Annotated in this window: 13 protein-coding genes and 1 pseudogene; all 14 read left to right on the top strand. The window is 62.5% G+C overall.

Annotated elements, in window-relative coordinates:
- Window positions 1-625: 625 nt before the first annotated feature.
- The 14 genes and pseudogenes from ACOYW2_RS00370 (at window position 626) to ACOYW2_RS00305 (ending at window position 20,563) form a co-directional block, all read left to right on the top strand.
- Entirely contained in the window at window positions 626-3,079 is a 2,454-nt protein-coding gene (locus tag ACOYW2_RS00370) for a glycogen/starch/alpha-glucan phosphorylase (protein WP_482768993.1), read from the top strand.
- A gap of 39 nt (window positions 3,080-3,118) precedes the next feature.
- On the top strand, window positions 3,119-3,457 hold the full coding sequence (locus ACOYW2_RS00365; RefSeq protein WP_180137150.1) for an STAS domain-containing protein: 339 nt from the start codon (window positions 3,119-3,121) through the stop codon (window positions 3,455-3,457).
- Window positions 3,458-3,477: 20 nt separating this feature from the next.
- Window positions 3,478-3,966 carry an ATP-binding protein gene (locus ACOYW2_RS00360; RefSeq protein ID WP_482768992.1) on the top strand — a complete coding sequence of 163 codons (489 nt, stop codon included), beginning with the start codon at window positions 3,478-3,480 and terminating at the stop codon, window positions 3,964-3,966.
- A gap of 15 nt (window positions 3,967-3,981) precedes the next feature.
- The gene (locus ACOYW2_RS00355; protein WP_482768991.1) at window positions 3,982-5,652 is read left to right on the top strand and encodes a DUF4301 family protein; all 1,671 of its coding nucleotides are present in this window, start codon (window positions 3,982-3,984) and stop codon (window positions 5,650-5,652) included.
- Window positions 5,649-7,928 carry a glycoside hydrolase family 2 protein gene (locus ACOYW2_RS00350; protein WP_482768990.1) on the top strand — a complete coding sequence of 760 codons (2,280 nt, stop codon included), beginning with the start codon at window positions 5,649-5,651 and terminating at the stop codon, window positions 7,926-7,928. Before ACOYW2_RS00355 ends, ACOYW2_RS00350 begins: the two co-directional genes overlap by 4 nt.
- Window positions 7,925-9,655 carry a glycoside hydrolase family 9 protein gene (locus ACOYW2_RS00345; RefSeq protein ID WP_482768989.1) on the top strand — a complete coding sequence of 577 codons (1,731 nt, stop codon included), beginning with the start codon at window positions 7,925-7,927 and terminating at the stop codon, window positions 9,653-9,655. The genes ACOYW2_RS00350 and ACOYW2_RS00345 overlap by 4 nt, the downstream gene beginning before the upstream one ends.
- Window positions 9,652-11,466: a glycosyltransferase family 2 protein gene (locus ACOYW2_RS00340; protein ID WP_482768988.1), complete on the top strand. Its 1,815-nt coding sequence runs from the start codon at window positions 9,652-9,654 to the stop codon at window positions 11,464-11,466. The genes ACOYW2_RS00345 and ACOYW2_RS00340 overlap by 4 nt, the downstream gene beginning before the upstream one ends.
- A complete protein-coding gene (locus ACOYW2_RS00335) occupies window positions 11,463-12,842 on the top strand; it encodes a DUF3131 domain-containing protein (protein WP_482414741.1) in 1,380 nt (459 codons plus the stop codon). The genes ACOYW2_RS00340 and ACOYW2_RS00335 overlap by 4 nt, the downstream gene beginning before the upstream one ends.
- Window positions 12,839-14,332, top strand: coding sequence for a DUF3131 domain-containing protein (locus ACOYW2_RS00330; RefSeq protein WP_482421242.1), 1,494 nt, complete (start codon window positions 12,839-12,841; stop codon window positions 14,330-14,332). Before ACOYW2_RS00335 ends, ACOYW2_RS00330 begins: the two co-directional genes overlap by 4 nt.
- Window positions 14,333-14,350: 18 nt before the next feature.
- Window positions 14,351-15,784: a DUF3131 domain-containing protein gene (locus ACOYW2_RS00325; RefSeq protein ID WP_482768987.1), complete on the top strand. Its 1,434-nt coding sequence runs from the start codon at window positions 14,351-14,353 to the stop codon at window positions 15,782-15,784.
- Window positions 15,772-17,805 (top strand): DUF3131 domain-containing protein, encoded by a 2,034-nt coding sequence (locus ACOYW2_RS00320; protein WP_482768986.1) that lies wholly within the window; start codon window positions 15,772-15,774, stop codon window positions 17,803-17,805. Before ACOYW2_RS00325 ends, ACOYW2_RS00320 begins: the two co-directional genes overlap by 13 nt.
- Window positions 17,802-18,634, top strand: a pseudogene (locus ACOYW2_RS00315) (oxygen-binding di-iron domain-containing protein). The gene ACOYW2_RS00320 and the pseudogene ACOYW2_RS00315 overlap by 4 nt, the downstream one beginning before the upstream one ends.
- Window positions 18,634-19,608: a PP2C family protein-serine/threonine phosphatase gene (locus ACOYW2_RS00310; protein ID WP_482768985.1), complete on the top strand. Its 975-nt coding sequence runs from the start codon at window positions 18,634-18,636 to the stop codon at window positions 19,606-19,608. Before ACOYW2_RS00315 ends, ACOYW2_RS00310 begins: the two are co-directional and overlap by 1 nt.
- On the top strand, window positions 19,601-20,563 hold the full coding sequence (locus ACOYW2_RS00305; protein ID WP_482768984.1) for a hypothetical protein: 963 nt from the start codon (window positions 19,601-19,603) through the stop codon (window positions 20,561-20,563). The genes ACOYW2_RS00310 and ACOYW2_RS00305 overlap by 8 nt, the downstream gene beginning before the upstream one ends.
- Window positions 20,564-20,602 lie beyond the last annotated feature (39 nt).

Genomic DNA, 20,602 nt, shown 5'->3' with positions numbered 1-20,602 from the left:
GTACCATCAGACCTGGATATCCTGTGTCACGGCCTCCCCACGTTCGGCGCCATTTCGATACAGTACACTTAGTCATTGGAATACCTAAAAGATTACAGATCAACACCAAGGCTGTCAACACGAATAGTGACCGGCGGTTATTTTTTCAAACCCCAGGCCCTGCGGATCTTTTCACGTGTTTCCCACACGCAGGAGCCCCCGTGGACCTTGCATCCCCTTCAGCCCCGTATCCGGACCCTGAGATTTCTCCCTTGACACGGCAACCAAAACCATGCAATTAATTAGTAATTATAACCAATTATAAGTAATGCTCGCCTTTCATATCCATGGCGCCCAGCCCCCATGGTTCCACGCACGAAGGCCCCTTCGCCGGAGTCTCACCCCATCGCCGCCAACCCGACGCACCAGATAACGGTCCCACGGACCATGGCACCTGCCGCCACGGCAAGACAATGCCCCTCCCAACCCACGTGATGCCTCCCCGGGAAACACGGCAGACGCCACACAACCTCGACCCGTAAGCCCCTCGACCCTTCTCATCAAAGGTGTCGACGTCAACACGGCCCTGCTCGCACCCCGCTGCGATGCGACTCACAGAAGGCCCCACCCCATCCCGGAGGACTGAATGAAAGCCAAAGCCAAGTCTGCCAAGCCGTCAGCACCCCATCGCCAGTCTATTTCCCGACACCTGAGGTACTCTTTGGGCACCCCGGAGAAACAGGCAACGCTCCCAAGCCTCTACGAAGCCACAGCCCTTGCCGTGCGCGACCACCTCATCGACAAGATGATGGAGACCGAAGCCCGGTATGAGAAAAAAAAGGCAAAGCGTGTTTACTACCTCTCCCTTGAATTCCTCATGGGGCGATCCCTTGGGAACAACCTGTACAACCTGGGGCTCTTCAAAGACTTTGCCCAAAGCCTGACAGACATGGGGGCCGACATCGACGAAATCCGCGCCCAGGAGCACGATGCCGCCCTGGGCAACGGTGGCCTGGGCAGGCTCGCCGCCTGCTTTCTGGACTCCATGGCCACCCTGGGCCTGGCCGGATACGGCTACGGCATCAATTATGAGTTCGGTCTGTTCAAGCAGGAGATCGACAACGGTTACCAGAAAGAGAAGCCCGACAACTGGCTGGGGGACGGCACCCCCTGGCAGATCACACGCCCCCAGGAGCAGTGCATCATCCCGGTGTACGGGCGCATCGTCCACGCCAAAGACCGCGACGGCAACTACAACCCCATGTGGATGGACTGGAAGACCCTCATCGGGGTCCCCCACGACATGCCCGTGGCCGGGTACGGGGGCAAGACCGTGAACACCCTCAGGCTCTACGCGGCCAAATCCTCCGACGATTTCGACATGGACATCTTCAACACCGGCGACTACTTAAGGGCCGTGGAGCAGAAGATGACCTCCGAGACCGTCTCCAAGGTGCTCTACCCCTCCGACGCCATGGAGTCCGGCAGGGAACTGCGACTGGTCCAGGAGTACTTTTTCGTGGCCTGTGCCATCCGGGACATCGTGAACCGCCACCTTAAAAACTACAAAACCTTCAACACCTTTGCCGATCGGGTGGCCATCCAGCTCAACGACACCCACCCGGCCCTGGCCGTTGCCGAACTCATGCGCCTGCTGGTGGACGAGCATGCCCTCTCCTGGGACCGGGCCTGGACCATCACCCGCGCCACCTTTGCCTACACCAACCACACCCTGCTCCCCGAAGCCCTGGAAAAATGGCCCGTGGGCCTCATGGAGTATGTGCTGCCCCGGCACATGCAGATCATCTTTGAGATCAACCACCGGTTCCTGGACGAGGTGAAAGCCAAGTGGCCTGGAGACACGGGCCGACTGGCCTCCATGAGCATCATCGAAGAGTCCCACCCCCGCCAGGTACGCATGGCCCACCTGGCCATCATCGGAAGCCATTCGGTCAACGGGGTGGCCGCCCTGCACTCCGAGCTGGTCAAAACCGAGCTCCTGCCCGACTTCTATGCCCTCTACCCCAAACGGTTCAACAACAAAACCAACGGGGTGACACCCCGGCGCTGGCTCTACAAGGCCAACCCGGGCCTGACCTCCCTGATCACCCGACACATCGGTGATTCATGGGTCACCCAGATGGAGCGAATCGAAGACCTGGCCCCCTTGAGCCGCGATGCGGCGTTCCAGGACGAATTTGCCGCGGTGAAGCGGGCCAACAAGGAGATCCTGGCCCAGACCATCTGGGACACCTGCCGCCTCACCGTCTCCCCGGACTCCCTGTTTACCATCCACGCCAAGCGCATCCACGAGTACAAGCGGCAGCTCCTCTGCCTGCTTCACATCATCCACCAGTACCTGGAGATCGCAGAGGGGGGCAAAATCCCCGAGGTACCCCGCACCTACATCTTCGCAGGCAAAGCCGCCCCGGGCTACGAGGCGGCCAAGCGCATCATCAAACTCATCAACAGCGTGGCCGAGACCGTCAACAGCGATGAGCGCGTGGGCGATGCCCTCAAGGTGGCCTTTATCCCGGACTACCGGGTCTCTCTTGCCGAAAAGATCATCCCGGCAGCCGACCTGAGCGTGCAGATCTCCACGGCAGGCAAAGAGGCCTCGGGCACGGGCAACATGAAGTTTGCCATGAACGGGGCCCTGACCATCGGCACCCTGGACGGGGCCAACATCGAGATCATGGAAGAGGTGGGGGAAGAGAACATCTTCATCTTCGGCCTCACCGCAGGGGAGGTGCAGGCCATCCGGGCTTCCCACAACTACCGCCCCTGGGAGATCGCCGAGACCAACCCGGCCATCAAGCGGATCCTGGATGCCCTGGGCACAGGCCGGTTCAGCCCGGACGCCCCGGGACGGTTCATCCCGGTCTGCGAGAGCCTGCTCAGCAAATACGACCCCTACCTGCACCTTGCCGATCTGGCGACCTACATCACGGCCCAGGAGCAGGTGGAAGCCTGTTACGCCACGCCCAGTACCTGGATGGAAAAGGCGATCCTCAACGTGGCCCGCATGGGCAAGTTTTCCAGCGATCGCACCATCATGGAATACGCAAAGGACATTTGGAATGCAACGCCCCAGGTCTGACCCGGTGGGCATAATCGCCATACTTTAAGGAGGCAGCACATGCGTTTAGAGACACGCAAAGAGGGAGAGGTCTTCATCGTCCGTTCCCTTGAGAACAGAATGGACGCCAAGGTGGCCGTGGACTTTCGCACGGACATGGCCCGCTACATCGACGACGGCAACACGCGCATCGTCCTCAATGTGGGAGGCCTCAACTTCATCGACAGCAGCGGATTGGGAGCCATCGTCTCCTGCCTCAAGCAGGTGGGCCGGGACGGCGCCTTCGTCATTGCCGAAGCCGACGAAACCGTTCTGAGCATGTTCAAGCTCACGCGCATGGACCGGGTCTTCCGGATGTTCGATACGGAGACCGAAGCGGTCCAGGCCCTTTCCAGCTGACCCCTCAGGAGGAGCCCATCATGGATTCAAAAAAAATCACCTTTGCCATCGACAGCAACCTGAGGGACGTCTCCCTCATCGGCCTGTCCATCAACAAAATCTGTTCCCAGATCCCTTTGTCGGACGTGGAGGTCTACCAGATCGAGGCCTGCGTGGTGGAGGCCATCAACAACACCATTGAACACGCGTATCAGAACACCACGGGCCACCGCGTGGAGGTGGACGTGGACCTCTACCTCGACCGCATCGCCTTCAAGGTCAGCGACACCGGGTTGAGCATGGACCCGGCCGTCAGCCCCTCCCTGGACTTTGACCCCGAGGATCTGGACAAGCTGCCCGAAGGCGGCATGGGCCTGTTCATCATCCACCAGGTCATGGACCAGGTGGCCTATTGCACGGCCAACGGCAAAAACACCCTTGAGATGACCAAAAACTTCGGGCCCCACCCCCTCCTCGACGGTCACACAGATCCCCACCAGGCGCCCTCTGCCTCCCCACACCCCGGGTAAGGGACAAGGAGACCCATGAAGACACCTTCCTTTACACAGGCAGACCGTGAGGCCTTAGCCGCCCGGGGCATCTCCGAGGAGCAGGCGACAGAGCAGCTCAGGACCCTTGAGCAGGGGGTCCCCTACCTTCCCCTGGACAGGCCCTGCACCATAGACGACGGCATCATCCGGCTCTCCCCGGACACCATCCGGGAGTGCATCGCCCGTTACGAGCGGGAAGCCCCGAGGCGGGAGATCACCAAATTTACCCCGGCCTCGGGGGCGGCCACCCGCATGTTTCAGGACCTGATCCGCATGGAAAAAGACGACGCCTTTGTGGAGCCGGACTGGGTCCAGAAAAAAGCAGACAAAGGAGACGCCGCCAGCAAGACCCTGGTCACCTTCATGGCGAACCTGGACAAGTTTGCCTTTTATGAGGCCCTTTCCGTGCTGTCTGCCCACGAAGGGATTCCCCTGGCCCGGCTCCGGGACCGCAGCCACCACCTCCGGATCCTGCGCTACCTCCTTCACCCCGTGGGCCTGAATTACTCCCGGCGCCCCAAGGGCCTCATCCTCTTTCACCATGCCCCGGAAGGTCCCCGCACCGCCTTTGAAGAGCACCTGGTGGAGGCGGCCCACTACGCCAGGGGAAGAGGGGATATCTGCCGGCTCCACTTCACGGTTTCCATGGATCACCAGCCCCGGTTCGAAGCCCTGTTCAACCATGTGCGCCAGGGTTACGAGTCCCGCTTAGGTGTCCGTTTCGACCTGCACTTCTCCACCCAGAAGAGCAGCACCGACACCCTGGCCCTGGACCTCTCCGGTAACCCCTTCCGCCAGGACGACGGCTCCCTTCTCTTCCGACCCGGCGGCCACGGGGCCCTTCTGGACAACCTGAACCGCCTGAAAGGGGACATCGTCTTTATCAAAAACATCGACAACGTGGTCCCCGACCCTTTAAAGCCCCCCACCACACGATTCAAAAAGGCGCTGGCCGGGCTGCTGCTCACCCTCCAGGCAGACACGTTCAGGTGGCTCAAGCTCTTGAGCGTGCCCGGGCCGCCCACCATGGCCGACGAAGCCATGGAATTCGCCCAAAGCTGCCTCAACATCAACATTCCGGAGTCCATCCGGCGGGCCTCGCCCCCCCACCGTCGCACCTGGATCATCGACAGGCTGCATCGCCCCTTGCGCGTCTGCGGCGTGGTGGAAAACCACGGAGAGGCCGGGGGAGGCCCCTTCTGGGTAGGCCAGGACAATGGCCCTTCCCTGCAGATCGTGGAGGCGTCGTCCGTGGACCCGTCCTCTCCCCGCCAGCAGGAGCACCTGAAGTCCGCCACCCACTTCAACCCCGTGGACCTGGTCCTGGGGCTCCGGGACTTTCAGGGACGGACCTTTGACCTTACCCAATTCACGGACCCGGAGGCGGTTTTTATCTCCAGAAAGACCAAGGCCGGGCGAGACCTCAAGGCCCTGGAGCACCCCGGACTCTGGAACGGCGGCATGGCACGATGGAACACCGTGTTCGTGGAGGTGCCCCCCGAGACCTTCGCCCCGGTTAAAACCGTTTTGGACCTCCTGCGGGACAAGCATCGGTCCGCCCCCGCGTACCAGGACCCCTCACGTCCCTGGGCCCTGTGCAGGGGCGCCGAATTCGGGCAACCTTCTTCGGGCACAGCGCCCCCCGACGGAGAGGTCCCCCCATGAAACCTGAGCGCCCCATACCGTCCATGGGCCCGGTACGCACAGGAGCCTGGGTCGCCGTCTTCCTGGCGGTGGTGATGGGGTGTGTCGCCTGCATGACGCCCCAGGCGCCTCCCGACGCATCGCCTGAAAACCATGCCGTGCAGGCGCTCTCCCTGGACGGCCCCTGGCACTACAAAACAGGGGGCCTGGGCCCTGAGAACCTCTTTGACCCGGCCCTCTCCCACGGGGACTGGACCCTCATGGAGCTCCCGTCCAACTGGTACCTCCGAGGCCTGGACCACGCCGGGGTGGTCTGGTTTCGAAAAACCGTGACCCTTGACCTGCCGAAAGACGCCCTGGCCCGGCTCCACTTTGAGGGCGTGGACTATGCCTGCGACGTCTGGGTCAACGGCCACTGGGTGGGCCACCACCAGGGCTATTTCGCCCCCTTTGCCTTTGATGTCACGGACCGGCTCACGCAAGGAGAAAACCTCATCGCCGTGCGGGTCAACAGCCCCAATGAGGAGTACGGCAAAGAGTGGAGCCTGAACAAGCGCCTCATCAAAGGGGTGCTGAACCACCACGACACCCGCCCCGGCGGTGCCTGGTCCCACCGGGGGCAGGAAAAAAACTGCGGTGGAATCTGGGCGCCGGTAACCCTTCGGATCACCCGAAAAGCTGCCATCACGCGCCTTGCCGTCACCCCGAAGCTTACGGGCACCGGCGCCGAGGCCCGGGTTGCCATTGACCTGGCCACACCGAACATGGAAGGGGAGACCGTGGAGGTCCTCCTCGGGATCACGCCCCACACGGCAGAGGGCCAGCCAACGCAAACCGTCACCACCCGGGCGGAGTTCCCCTGTCCGGGCACTGCCCTTACGGGCCACATGGTCCTTTCCGTGCCCGAGGCCAGGCTATGGTGGCCTTGGGACCACGGAGAGGCCGCCCTCTATCGCCTCACGGCCACGGTTCGCCAGGGCAAAACAATCCTGGATACACGCTCGGAGACCATGGGGTTCCGAGAGGTCCGAAGGGATCCCGACTCCGGCACCTGGTTCATCAACGGCAGACGAATCTTCCTGCGGGGCACCAACTACATCGCTTCCCAGTGGCTCTCGGAGATGACCGAAGAGCGCCTGGCAGTAGACCTTCGGATGATGAAAGAGGCCCACATCAATGCCATCCGCGTCCATGCCCACGTGGAACCCAAGGCTTTTTACCGCCTCTGCGATGAAATGGGCCTTCTGGTCTGGCAGGATATGCCCCTGCAGTGGGGCTACTCAGACGACAGGGAGGTTGCCGCCGAGGCCGCCCGGCAGGCCGGGGAGATGGTGGTCTCCCTCTACAACCACCCCGGCATCTTCACCTGGTGCGGCCACAACGAGCCCCCCTGGGATGCCACGTGGATGAAGTGGAAATACCCCAATTACACCCCGGGCCAGAACCGCCTGCTGGGCGAAACCGTGGGGCGGGCCCTGGCCAAAGCCGATGCCACCCGGCCCGTACAGAATATCTCCCCCACCGCCGACCACCCCTGGCTGGGGTGGTACTCAGGGCACTGGCGGGATTATGCCCGGCCCACGGACAGGGCCCTTATCTCGGAGTACGGGGCCCAGGCCCTGCCCGCACGCAAGACCCTGGAGAGCTTTCTGCCCCCGGACGCCCTCTGGCCCCGGACCCGTGAGGCATGGGACCTCTGGGCCTACCACAACTTCCAGGAGAGGGAGAGTTTTGAAATCGCAAAAATCCCCCGGGGAGAGTCCGTCGACGAGCTGATCCACGCCACCCAGTCCTACCAGGCCAAGCTTACCCAGCTTGCGGCGGAATCGTACAGGCGCCAGCGCTTTGCCCCGGTGGGGGGCATCTTTCAGTTCATGTTCGTGGAGGGCTGGCCCTCCATGAACTGGGCCATTGTGGATTACCTCAGGCACCCGAAACCGGGCTACGAAGCCCTGAAACTGGCCTATCAGCCCCTGCTGCCCAGCATCGAGATGGACAAGGAGACCTGGGCAGAAAATGAAACCGTCACCGCCCGGTTCTGGGTCATCAACGACCGGCCGGAGGGAATCCCCGAGGCCACCTTGACCCTGGCCCTCATGCAAGGCGGCAAAACCCTCACCAAAACACGGACGCCCGTTACCGTTGAGGCAGACAGCGCCCGAGAAATCACCCACCTCTCCCGGGCCGGGCTGAGCCCAGGGGACTACCGCATGGAGGCGGCCCTCCAGGGGCCAGACGGCGGGGTCCTGGCCACAAACGCCCTGGATTTCAGGGTGGAAAAAGGAGACAAACCGTGACCCGTGTCCTGGCCCTTGCCCTCATGGTTGCCGCCCTGCCCGTGGCAAGCCTCGGCAACGCATTGCACCCGAGGTCCGAGCCCACGCGCATCCTGGTCAATCAGGTGGGGTACCTCCCCCACCTGCCCAAGCTGGCCCTGCTCACCGGAGAGCCGAAGGGCGCGCGGGATGCCCGGGCCACCCTGGTGGACGAGAACACCGGCTCCCCCATCCTTGAGATCGCCCCGGGGACCCCGTACCGGGAAGAGCCCCACGGCACCGCCCTGAGGGTTCTGGATTTCTCAAGGCTCACACAGCCGGGCCGCTACCGCATCACCTGGCAGGGGGTACGCTCCGCCCCCTTTGAGGTCAGCCCCAAGGCCTTCCATGACGGCCTGACTCTGTTGCTGCGCTCCTACACCCTGCAACGCTGTGGCACGGCCCTGAACGACCCTGTCACCGGACTGGTCCACGAGCCCTGCCACACCCGGGACGGGGTGGTGGCCCATGAAGATGCCTTTGCCGCCACGGGCTCTACCGTGGACGCCCGGGGCGGATGGCACGATGCCGGAGACTTCGGAAAATACGTGGCCACCACCGCCGTCACGGTGGGCAGGCTCCTCGCGGCCTGGGAAGAGGCACCGGCGTTCTTTGAAAGCCTCGACCTCTCCCTGCCCCACAAAGAGAAAAGCCCTTTGTGCGATACCCTTGCGGAGATCCGGGTGGGCCTTGACTGGATGCTGCGCATGCAGCGAAGCGACGGCGCCTTTTACCGAAAGCTCTCCGGGGCATCCTGGCCCGCGGCCATCCCGCCGGACGCGGATTTGCAGATCCGCTACCTCTACGGTATCTCCTCCCCGGAAACCGCCAAGGCTTCAGCGGCCCTTGCCATGGCAGCCCGGGTTTACAGAACCAAAGATCCCGCCTTTGCCGGGACCTGCCTTAAGGCAGCCCGGCGCGGCTGGAATTTTCTTGAAGCCACCCCGGAGATGGTGGTGGATGTCCATAAGGGGGACGACACGGGCTCCGGTCCTTACCTTGCCGGTCCCATCGACCGGGAGGCCACCCTCACCACGGATATAGACGACCGGTTCTGGGCTGCGGCCGAGCTCTACATCACCACGGGAGAGGCCCCCTTTCTTTCAGAGGTGCAGCGCATCCTGCCCCTGCTCCCCTGGGGACTCTTTGAGTGGAAAGACCCCTCGGCCCTGGGCATGGCCAACCTCCTGCGCCACAAAAACACACCGGGCAAGGTCTCCGCAGCCCTTGAGGCCAAGCTCCTCCGCAGGGCGGACAGCCTCCTTGCCAATGTACGCAAAAGCCCCTGGATGACGGCCAACCCCCGCATCATCTGGGGATCCAATAAAATGATCGCCGAAGAGGGCATCACCCTGGCCCTGGCTGCCGAGAAGACCAAAAACCCCGCCCATGTGTCGGCGGCCGCCAGCCAGCTCAACTACCTTCTGGGGATCAACCCCTTTGGCATAAGCTACGTCACAGGCCTGGGGGAAACCTCGGTGAGCCACGTCAACCACCTCTACGGCAGGGCCGTAGGCATCAACATCCCGGGGCTCCTGGTGGGCGGGCCCAACGTCAACGCCGAAGACGGCGTGGCCCCCAAAGACAAGGGGCTCAGGAGCTACATCGACAAGGAGACCTCCTACGCCACCAACGAGTACGCCATCGACTACAACGCAGCCCTCATCGGCCTGATGGTCCGCTTAAGGGCCCTGGAGACCACCTTATGACCGCCTATTTCGAAAAATACGAATCGGTCCTGCCCCCGGAGCCCATCCCCCATTCCATCCCCCGGGAGCTTCTCTGGCAGTTCCTGGCCACCATGAGCCTGGGGGTGGGGTTCTGGTACATTGCCTGGCGATGGACCGACTCCCTGAACCCCGAGGCTCTCTGGTTTGCCGTACCCCTGGCCACGGCCGAGACCTTTGCCTATGTGGGGCTCATCCTCTTTGTCATCAACCTCTGGGCCGTGCGGGACATCCCCATGAAAGAGCCCCCCTCCTCCATCCGCCAGTGCGTCTCCGAACCGGACGCCTTTGAGGACCGGCCCCTGCAGGTGGACATCTTCTTTCCCACCTACGACGAAGACCCGGAGCTGGTAAGGCTCAGCATCCTGGACGCCAAGGCCATGGACTACCCCCACCCCATGGATCTCACCATCCATGTGCTGGATGACGGCAAGCGCCCGGCCATGGAAGAGGTGGCCCGGCAGGAGGGGGTCAACTACATCACCCGGGACTCCAACATCGGATTCAAGGCGGGCAACCTGCGAAACGCCATGGAGCAGACCTTCGGGGACTTCATCGTCATCTGCGATGCCGACACCCGCCCCTTTCCCACCATGCTCCGGCGCACCCTGGGCTACTTCCGGGACCCGGACGTGGCCTGGGTCCAGACCCCCCAGTGGTTCTTCGAGCTTCCCCCGGGCACCCCCCTTGCCCAGGTGATGAAAAAGCGGCTGGGCACCCCGGGCCACCTCCTCGGCCGGGGCATCGAAAAGATCGTGGGTCCGGTCATGGTGGGGGAAGATCCGTTCTGCAACAGCCCCCAGATGTTCTACGACGTGATCCAGCGGCGCAGGAACTGGGCCAACGCCTCCTTCTGCTGCGGGGCGGGCTCCATCCACCGGCGTGAGGCGGTGATGGAGGCGGCCCTGAAGTCCTACTCCACGGCCATGGACCGGTTTATCGGAAACATCACCCGGGACATCAAGGACCTCTCCCTGAAGTCCGACCTCACCGAAGCCATGCAGCGGGAGCTGGCCCTGGAGACCGAGCTGACGCCCTACAAATTCCACGTCTCCGAGGACATGTACACCTCCATCGTCCTCCACTCCGACCCGGACCGGCAGTGGAAGTCGGTGTTCCACCCCCCCATAGAGTCCAAGATGCTCTCCACCCAGGACCTGGTAAGCTGGGCGGTCCAGCGGTTCAAGTACGCCGGGGGCACCATCGACGTGGCCTTGAACGACAACCCCCTGTTCAGGCGGGGCATGACCATTCCCCAGAAGCTCATGTACGCCTCCACCTTCTGGTCCTATTTAGGATGCATCTGGAACGTCATCTTCCTTGCGGCCCCCATCATCTACCTGTTTACGGGCATCGCCCCGGTGGCCGCCTACTCCATGGACTTTTACAAGCACGTGCTCCCCTTCCTCTTTTTGAACACCCTGGCCACCATGGTGGGCACCTGGGGGGTGGCGGCCTGGTCCGGCCAGTCCTTTTACCTCTCGTTTTTCCCCATCAACTTCCGGGCCCTGACCACCGTGCTCAGGGGAAAAAAGATCTCCTTTCCCGTGACCCCCAAGACCCGGCAGGAGGGAAACTTCGCCCACCTGGTGGTCCCCCAGATCCTGGTGATGGTCCTCACCTCCGCAGGCCTTGTCTATGCGGGCCTCATGGCCTGGGCAGGCCGGTTCGACAATGTCAACGGCCTGCTCACCAACGCCTTCTGGGGCGCAAACAACATCCTGGCCATGTGGGGCATTGTGGCCGCCGCCTTCTGGAAACCCGACCCGAACGATGAAGGAGAGACACCATGACCTTTACCCAAGGCCTGCTCAGGGCACGCAGTCACATCGTCTTCCTCCTGGGACTCGTTGCCGCCTTCGGCACGGTCATCGCCCTGGAACGGGCCGAGTTCCAGCAGGCCGCGGCCCCGGCCCTTGTCATCGAAGAGACCGCCGACCTTGCCATGGGGGCTCCGGCGTCCCTGTCCCAGACAGAGATGGCCTGGGCCCGCATCGCCTGGACCTACTTTGAGAACAACCTCCAGGAAAACGGCCTCGTCAACTCCGTGGACGGCTACACCGCCACCACCCTCTGGGACACCGCCTCCTACATGATGGGACTCATCTCGGCCCGGCGCCTGGGGCTCATCGACGACGGGACCTTCCACGGCCGCATGGGCACGCTCCTTGAAACCCTGGAAACCCTGCCCCTGTTTGACGGCAAGCTCCCCAACAAATCCTACAACACCGTCACCGGCGCCATGGTGGATTACAACAACCGGCCCACGGAGCGGGGCATCGGATGGTCGGCCATCGACATCGGGCGGATCCTCACCCCCATGAACATCCTGGTCTGGAACCACCCCCGCCACACCCAGCGCGTGGCCGCCATCCTCTCGGCCTGGGACTTTGAGGCCCTTATTCAGGAAGGAAGCCTCTACGGGGCGGCCCTGGACGACGACGAAGAGATCCTCCTGCTCCAGGAGGGACGCGTGGGCTACGAGCAATACGCGGCCAAGTCCCTTGCCCTCATGGGCCTGGACGTGACCCGGGCCCTCTCTTACACGGCCTTCCTCGATTTCGTGGATGTCTACGGGGTCATGGTGCCCCACGACAGCCGGGACCCGGAGATCTACCACGCCCACAACTACGTGGTCAGCGAGCCCTTTATCCTGGATGCCCTGGAATACGGCTGGGACGAAACCTCCCGGGAGTTCGCTTACCGGGTCTTTACGGCCCAGCAGCGAAGGTTTGAGGCCACAGGCATCTTGACGGCGGTGAGTGAGGACAACATCGACACCGCCCCCTGGTTCGTCTACAACACGGTCTTCACCGACGGAAAGATCTGGAACTGCATCACCGAAGCCGGAGAGGACGCCTCAGCCTTCAAGAGCCTCAGCACCAAGGCGGCCTTCGGCTGGCACTGCATCTTCGACACCGACTACACCCGCCGCCTCATGACCGCCGTGGCCGGGCTCAACGACCCGGCCAAGGGCTGGTACTCCGGCCTCTACGAAAAGAGCGGGGCTCCCAACAAAGCCATCACCTGCAACACCAACGCCATTGTCCTGGAGAGCCTCTGCAGGAAGCAGACAGGAAAACTCGTCGCCATCCACGGCACCAGCGACGCCAAAGAGTCCGAGCCGCAGACCGCAGTGCGGCTCCACCCCGAAGGAGAGACCCCATGACCACTCCGACCCCAGCCCGACGCACGGTGTTGTTCGGTGCCGCTGCCGGGATGCTCCTGCTCATCCTCGGCGCCTGCTCCCCGGACGGCTACCGGTTCATCCCCTCCTACGACGACGGAGAGGAGGACCGCATCGAGGCCATTGCCATCGACAAAAAGCCCGAGCCGCCCCGGGACGGTCCGCGCCATGTGGGGCGCAACGGCGCCCTTACCGAAGAGGAGATGGCCCTGGCCAGGGTGGCCTGGGTTTACTTCGAGAACAACTACAACCCGGAAACGGGCCTGGTGAACGCGGTCAACGCCTACCCCTCCACCACCATGTGGGACACCGGCTCCTACCTTGGGGGCCTCGTGTCCGCCTATGAGCTGGGCATCGTCGACAAGAACGAACTCAACATGCGCCTCACGGCCATCTTAAAGACCTTTAACGAGCTGGACTTTTTCAGGGGAGAGCTGCCCAACAAGGCGTACAACACCAAGACCGCCCAGAAGGTGAACTACGCCAACCAGCCCGGGGAAATCGGCTACTCGGCCCTGGACCTGGGCCGCCTGCTTATCTGGCTGCGCATCATCAAGGAGCGCTACCCCGAGCACAGCAACGCCATCGACAGCTTTATCCTGCGCTGGGATTTCTGCCAGGTGCTGGACCGGTGCGGCACCATGTACGGGGCAATCCTCAAGGACGGCCAGCCCCAGTACCTCCAGGAGGGGCGCCTGGGCTACGAAGAGTACGCGGCCAAAGGGTTCCAGCTCTGGGGCTTTGACACCACCCGGGCCTCCAAGGCCGAGCCCTTTGCCTACATCCTCATGTTTGACGTGGACGTCCCCTACGACACCCGGGACCCCCGGGAGCTGGTGGCCCACAACTACGTGGTGTGCGAAAGCTACGTGCTGGACGGCATCGAACTTAACTGGGACCTCACCACGGACAGGGACGACAACGACCGCTCCCACTCCGACACGGTCTCCGAGGACTTTGCCCAGCGGATCTACGCGGTGCAGGAGGCAAGGTACCGCATGAAAGGGATCCTCACGGCCCGCACCGAGCACCAGCTTGACGGCCCTCCGTACTTTGTCTACGACACCATCTACACCGACGGCTACACCTGGAACACCATCACCGAGGACGGCACCTACGTGCCCCAGTTTTCGGCCATTGCCCTGAAAGGGGCCTTCGGCCTCTGGACCCTCTGGGAGACCCCGTACACGGACCTGCTCTACGACGCGGTCTCCGGCCTCTACGACCCGGAAAAAGGCTTTTACGAAGGACGCTACGAGGTCAACGGCGGCCTCATCAACACCTTTACCGCCAACAACAACGGCATCATCCTGGAGACCCTGCTCCACAAGGTCCAGGGCAAGCTCCTGAAGTTCGGGGACCACCCGAGCAAGTGGGATAAGGTCATCGCCGACGAATTTTCAGGATCCGACAAGTGTTACCCCGGCCACCGCGAGAGCTGCGGCCCCTTTGTAAAAGAGAAGGTGCCCTGACCCATGACGGGAGAGCCCATGGCCCGCGTTCCCCTTTTTGGCCCCATGCTGCTCGGCCTGCTGCTGCTCATGCTTGGAGCCATGACGGGCTGCGGGGTCATCGTCCGCGGGGTGGACCGGGGGGTCTCGGCCACGGCCAACTCCAACCTGTTTCACCAGGGGCGCCACGGGGAGCTCACAGAACAGGAAGAGACCTGGGCCAAAATCGCCTGGCGATACTTTGAGAACAACCACAACCCCAAGACGGGGCTTGTCAACTCCGTGGACCGCTATCCCGCCACCACCATGTGGCACACGGCGGACTACCTGGGGGCCATGGTCTCGGCCCGGGAGCTCGACATCATCACCCCGTGCGAGTTTGACGAGCGGCTCAGCCGCCTGATGCACTTTTTCAACACCATGCCCCTGTGCTTTAACGAGCTCCCCAACAAGGTCTACAACACCCAGACCGGGGCCATGGTGGACTACACCAACCAGCCGGGCGAAATCGGCTGGTCGGCCATGGATTTAGGAAGGCTTCTGTCCTGGCTCTACATCGTCAAGTGCCGCTACCCCATCTACTCGGAGTACATCGACAAAGCCGTGCTCCGCTGGACCTTCTGCCGGGTGGTGGACAACTGCGGGACCCTCTACGGCGGCCTCAAGGTACACAACGCCGTGGACACCTTCCAGGAGGGGCGCCTGGGTTACGAGGAGTACTGTGCCAGGGGCTATCAGCTCTGGGGGTTTGACACGACCCAGGCCTCCCGCATCGAGCCCTTTGAAAAGGCCACCCTGTACGGGATCGAGTTTCCCTACGACAGCCGGGATGTCCGGGAGACAGGCACTTACGCCCCGGTGCTGAGCATGGGCTACCTTCTGGACGGCCTGGAGTTCAACTGGGACCGCACCGACCAGAGGCAGGGGTGGGACAGCATCCACAGCGACACGGACATGGCAACCATCGCCGACGCCATCTACCGGGTCCAGGAGGCGCGGTTTGAAAACGACCACGTCTTCACCGCCCGCACCGATCACCAGGTGGCCGGGCCGCCCTACTTTGTCTACGACTCCATCTTTGCCGCCGGGTACCCGTGGAACGTCATCTCGGACAGCGGCACCTACCACAAGGAGCAGGCCCTGGTCTCCACCCGGGCCGCCTTTGCCATGTGGGGCCTCTGGGAGACGCCGTACACCGACCGGCTCATGGAGCTGCTCCACTGCCTCAACGACCCGGAAAAAGGGTGGTACGAAGGCCGCATGGAGAACACCGGGAACCACATGAAGCTCATCACCGCAGGCACCAACGCCGCGGTGCTGGAAACCCTGTTTTACAAGGCCGACGGCAAGCTTTCGGCCTGCGTCGACCCCAATGAAGCGTTTCCCAGGCCCTATTACGACCTCAACGTGGAAAACCCCTTTACCGAGGAGGGCAAATGCCTGCCCCTGGAGCGAACAGGATGCGTCCCGTAACCCAAGCAAGCCCCCATGGCGGCCAAAGACGCCCTGGCCCGTGGCTCCTTGGGCTGTGCCTGCTCCTGTGGGCCTGGACCGCTGCGGCCGGTCCCCTGTCCGATCCGTCTCCCTTTGAAGACGGATTCCGCCATGCAGAAGAAGAGGCCTGGGAACGCGCGGCCCAGACCTGGGTGGCCGACGGCGAGACCCACCTCAAGCGGTCCCGGGACCAGGAAACTCTTCGCCTGACCGCCTGTTTCAACGTATTTGCCTCCATCGCCTTTGAAAAGGCGAACAACGCCAGGGCCTACGTCACCTGGTCGGCTGCCGTGCGCTACTTCCTGGAGAGCAACACCTCCTGGGAGGCCCAGCAGGAGGCCCTTCGCCTGGAGGCCCACGCCATCGACACCCGGCTGAAGGCGGGCCTTTCGGGCAGCCTGCCCCTGTCTGGAAACGATCCCCAGCGGCGGCTCATGGACATGGTGGAGGGCCTGGGTCTCCTGACCTACAGCGGCCCGAAAGCAGGACTCCAGGTACGGGACGTGGCCGACGACGAACCCGAGATCCGGGTCACTCGGAATTACTTTCCCCGGCCCCAGGCCCTTGCCGTCCGCGAGACACAGGCTCCCGTGGACCAAAAAGGGACCCGCCACGGCTCCCTGGCAGCAGAGGCGGCGTCACAGCCCAAGACAGAGGGACTTCCGGGCAAGGGGATGATCCCGCCCCCCGCCACCGAGACGGTACCCACGGACGTGCCTCCGTTACCACCGCCGCCCGTCAGGGAGGAGCCCCTTGCCGCGTCCCCGGTCCAAGACGTGCCGGAGGCGGACGCCACGGTGGTCGAGACAGCCCCCAAGGCGGCCCCCATGCCCTTCACCACCCGGGGCAACATCCGGAAAGCCGAGGGGTTCACCGCCGAGGACCTGGAGATCTCCCGCACGGCCTGGCGCTATGTCATCGAAAACTACCAGACCAACACCGGCCTGGTGAACTCCGTGCACAACTACCCCTACGCCACCCTTTGGGACCTGGGGAGCACCCTGGCCGCCTTTGCCTGTGCCATGCAGCTCGGCATCATCGGGCCCACGGAAGGGAAACAGAAGATCACCCGGTTTTTAGAGACCCTCCAGGTTGTGGAACTCTACAACAACGAGCTTCCCAACCGGGAATACATGACAAAGACCGGAGAAATGACGGATCTTGGCAGCAGGCCCAGCAGCGTGGGCAGCGGGTGGTCGGCCCTGGACATCGGCAGGCTCCTCATCTGGCTCAAGATCACCGCGGCCTGGTACCCGGACTTTGCACCCATGGTGGACAAGGTGGTGGACCGGTGGACCTTTGACCGCCTGGTTCAATACCGGGAACTCAACGGCATGCTGTTTAACGGAGAGAAAGAGTGGCTTCGGCAGGAAGGACGCCTGGGCTACGAGCAATACGCAGCCACGGGGGTGGCCCTCTTCGATCTGGATGTGCGAAAGGCCCTGGATTACAAGGAGACGGACACGGTCACCATTTTGGAAAAGAAGATTCTCCACGACACCCGGAACAAGGCATTTTTCACCAGCGACCCCTTTGTCATGGCCGCCATGGAGCTGGGTCTCATCGACGATACCTTTTCGGACCTCACCCGTAAGGTCTACGACATCCAGCGAAGGCGCTGGCTCAAGAGCGAAGAGGTGACGGCGGTGAACGAAGACGCCGTGAGCAAAGCGCCCTGGTTTGTCTACACCAATGTCTATTACGAGGGCACCCCCTGGGCCTGCGTCACCCACGACGGCGCCCCGGCCGACGACTTTTTCTCCCTCTCCACCAAGGCGGCCCTGGGCTGGAGCGTCCTTTTTGACGACGCCTACGCCACCGCCCTTCGCCAGGCCGTCGTCGGCCTGAAGCACCCCCGCTACGGCTTCTACGCGGGGAAATACCCGGACGGCACCATCAACACCTCCCGGAACATCAACACCAACGCCGTCATTCTTGAGGCGATGCTTTACATGAAACGAGGGTCCACCCCATTTTTAACACAAGGAGTCTTTCCATGATCAACACCATCAACCTCAACCTCAACTACGACGACCCCATCAAAATCGCCGAAAGCATCTACTGGGTAGGCTTTTACGACGAGGAAACCGGGCTGCACTGCAACCCCTACCTCATCGTGGACGGCGACGAAGCCGTGGTCATCGACGGAGGCAGCCGTCCCGATTTTCCCACGGTCATGACAAAGATCCTCAAAACCGGAACCAACCCCTCGGCCATTCGGTGCTCTATGACCACCACGACGACCCGGACCTCTGCGGCAGCGTCTCCGATTACGAAGACATCATCGAGCGGAAGGACCTGCGCATCATGTCGGCCCTGGAGAACAACTTCTTCATCCGGCACTACGGCCCGTCGGCAACCCTCATAGACATCGCAGACTACAACGACCGGTTCACCTTTTCGTCGGGACGCGTGCTGGAGTTCATCCGAACCCCGTATGCCCACAGCGCAGGCAGCTTCATCACCTACGACGAGTTGAGCGGCGTGGCCTTTACCAGCGATCTGTTCGGCAGCTACGGCAGTCAATGGGAGCTCTTCATCGGCTTGGACGACGAATGCAGGACCTGCAAGCACCTGGACGACTGCCCCAAGGGCAGGGACTACTGCCCCATCACCGACATTCTCACCTTCCACCAGATGATCATGCCCTCGGGCAAGGCTTTGAGGCACGCCATCCGGCAGATTTTGAAGACCCCCGCAGGCATGGTGGCTCCCCAGCACGGCAGCGTGATCCCCATGGAGCAGGACTTCCGGGCCATCGGAGAGAGGCTCATCAACCTTGACGGGGTGGGCATCGACAGGATCATTACAGACGAAGGAGACACCTGATGAACATAGAAGAGCTGGGCTTCCCGGAACTCAGCGGGTTCAAGCTCAAACGGGACATGGCCTACAACGTCTACAAGGCCGCCGTACGCTACCGTACGGAGAAGAAAGACCACGACCTCAACAACCGGGTGCTGAAAACCATCATCCTGCACTTCTCCCAGTCCCAGCGACAGCTCGCCGCCCTCAACCGCAAGCTTCTGGCTTCCCAGCAGGAGCTGGAGATCGACCTGAAGGCGGCCGCCGGGATCCAGGAGAGCCTGCTTCCCCAGTCCGCACCCAACGTCGAGGGGTTGCGCCTTCGCCGTGGGTTTATCCCCTGCCAGAGCATCGGCGGGGACATCTTCAACGTCTTTCGCCTGGACGAGGACCACATGGGGCTCTACATCCTGGATGTCAGCGGCCACGGGGTGCCCTCTGCCCTGGTGACGGTATCCGTGTCCCAGCGTCTCAACGCCCAGAGCGGCATGCTTGTGAAAAAAAAGCAGGACGACCCGCCCCGCTACAGCCTCACCTCTCCGTCGGAGGTGCTTCAGGCCCTGGACGAAGAGTACCCCATGGAGCGATTCGACAAGTACTTTACAGCAGTCTACCTCATCATCAACTTCAAGACCGGCCACCTGACCTACAGCAACGCCGCCCATCCCGCCCCCATCCTCCTCCACCCGGACGGCCCTCCAACCCTTCTCACCGAAGGAGGCACCATCGTGGGCATGGGGGGCATCATCCCCTTTGAAGAGGAGACCATCCGCCTCCGCCCGGGCAACAAACTCATCCTCTACACCGACGGCATGACCGAATCCCGTAACCTTCTGGGGGAGTTTTACGGAGACCAGCGCCTCCAGGAGACCCTGGACGCCCACAAGCACCTGCCCATAGACGAACTGCTCACCCGCACCCACGAGGACATGATGAACTTCGGAGAGAACGAACCCCTGGGGGACGACGTCACCATGCTGGGAGTTGAGTTTGTGTAGTCCCCGTCTCCCATGGGCAGCAAGCTTCGCCGCCCTGGTTCTGGTCCTGCTGTTCCACGTGCCCTGCCGGGGCGAAACAGCCCAGGAGATTTACCACGCGGCCTTGAGCTCCTTTTCCATGCCCTTAAACGATCTTATGGAGAAAGAGCACGACTCGGAGTGGCGCAACCTCTTTTCCGGCTTCAGCGGCAACGTCGCCTTCAACTACCCCCTTGCCGACACCGTGGAAGAGTCCCGGGGGCCGGACGGCACCCAGACAGAATCAGGCTTTCGAAAGGCCACGGTATCGGCCACCTTCAAGTACAACCCCCTCAGCTACTGGTTTGCTTCGGTGACCTTTTACGGGTACCTGAATTTCGATGAGAGCAACCCCTGGTGCCCGGACTGTAGAGCTCCCTGGGACCCTGATTTTTCCTACGTCTTCGGCTACGACGACTGGCACCCCTACACCTTCAGCCTCACCTACGCCAATTACGGAGGCAACCGACTCAACCCGGACAAAGAAAAAGGGGAGAAGGTCACCGACTTTTCAAGCGGCACCTACTCCCTTGGCTGGAAATTCCTCATCCCCCGCAGCATTGAAGAGCTCTTCATCGTCCACCCCACCGGCGGCCTGGGCGGCGGCATCAACTACAACCTCACCCCCACCTACTCCGACCTCGCGTCCGGCGAGGAGAAAAGCTGGAAACAGAGCCTCTCTTTAACCCTCAAGTACACCATCTACAAATGGTGGTACGCCACCATCACCTGCTATTACTACCCCCGGCCGGACCAGCAGCAGCCCTGGGATCCCGACTACACCTACGGGTTCGGCTACTTCGACTGGCACCCCGGCACCGTCTCCGTTCAGTACAACAACTACTCGGGCAACCGGTACCCCTGGAACGACTCCCCGGAGGATACCGGCAGCTTCAAGTACGGAAGCATCTCCGTTCTCTGGTCCTGGGTGTGGTGACCCGTGGAGCCCCAATGCAAGGCACCCCACGGGCCGCGC

Source organism: Desulfoluna sp. CLI2B (assembly GCF_056847375.1).
This window is presented reverse-complemented; position numbering and strand designations above follow the sequence as displayed.